This is a genomic window from Sinorhizobium sp. P24N7, assembly GCF_042436655.1.
In the GTDB taxonomy this organism is placed as follows: domain Bacteria; phylum Pseudomonadota; class Alphaproteobacteria; order Rhizobiales; family Rhizobiaceae; genus Sinorhizobium; species Sinorhizobium meliloti_A.
In genome coordinates this window covers 1-429 of record NZ_JBHMIW010000138.1, presented here as the reverse complement: position 1 = coordinate 429, position 429 = coordinate 1, and the positions used below count along the sequence as shown (strand labels likewise).

Below are 429 nucleotides of genomic sequence, written 5' to 3'. Positions count from 1 at the left end.
GGTTACGGCAACAGCATGTTCGATCCCTATCTGCCACTGAATGCGCTGAACTCGAAGACCTATTTCGAGCGTCTCGGCTACAAGAATGAGCGCGTCGATGAGCTTCTCAACAAAGCAGAAGCCACAGTGGATCAGGAAGCACGAGCCAAAATGTATCGCGAAGCACAGGCCATTTTGGCGGAAGAACTTCCTCTCATTTACATCTATGCCGAGAAGTATTTCACCGGCATCAATACAAATCGGGTAGAATTTACTCCGCCGACGAGCAAGGATGTCCTTATCGAGGACATGGCAAGGAAAAAATAATATTAAAGCCGACCCCCCGGAATCACGCCAGCAATGCAGTGATTGCGGCGCCCGAGGATCGGCACAGAAACGAGATAGCTCTTATGATCAACAAGGAACGGCTGTTCGACAGCTTGATGAAGC

Annotated in this window: 1 pseudogene; it reads left to right on the top strand. The window is 49.9% G+C overall.

Annotated features, from left to right (window positions below):
- Positions 1–306, top strand: a pseudogene (locus ACFHWW_RS34320) (hypothetical protein); the annotation flags it as partial.
- Positions 307–429: the final 123 nt, after the last annotated feature.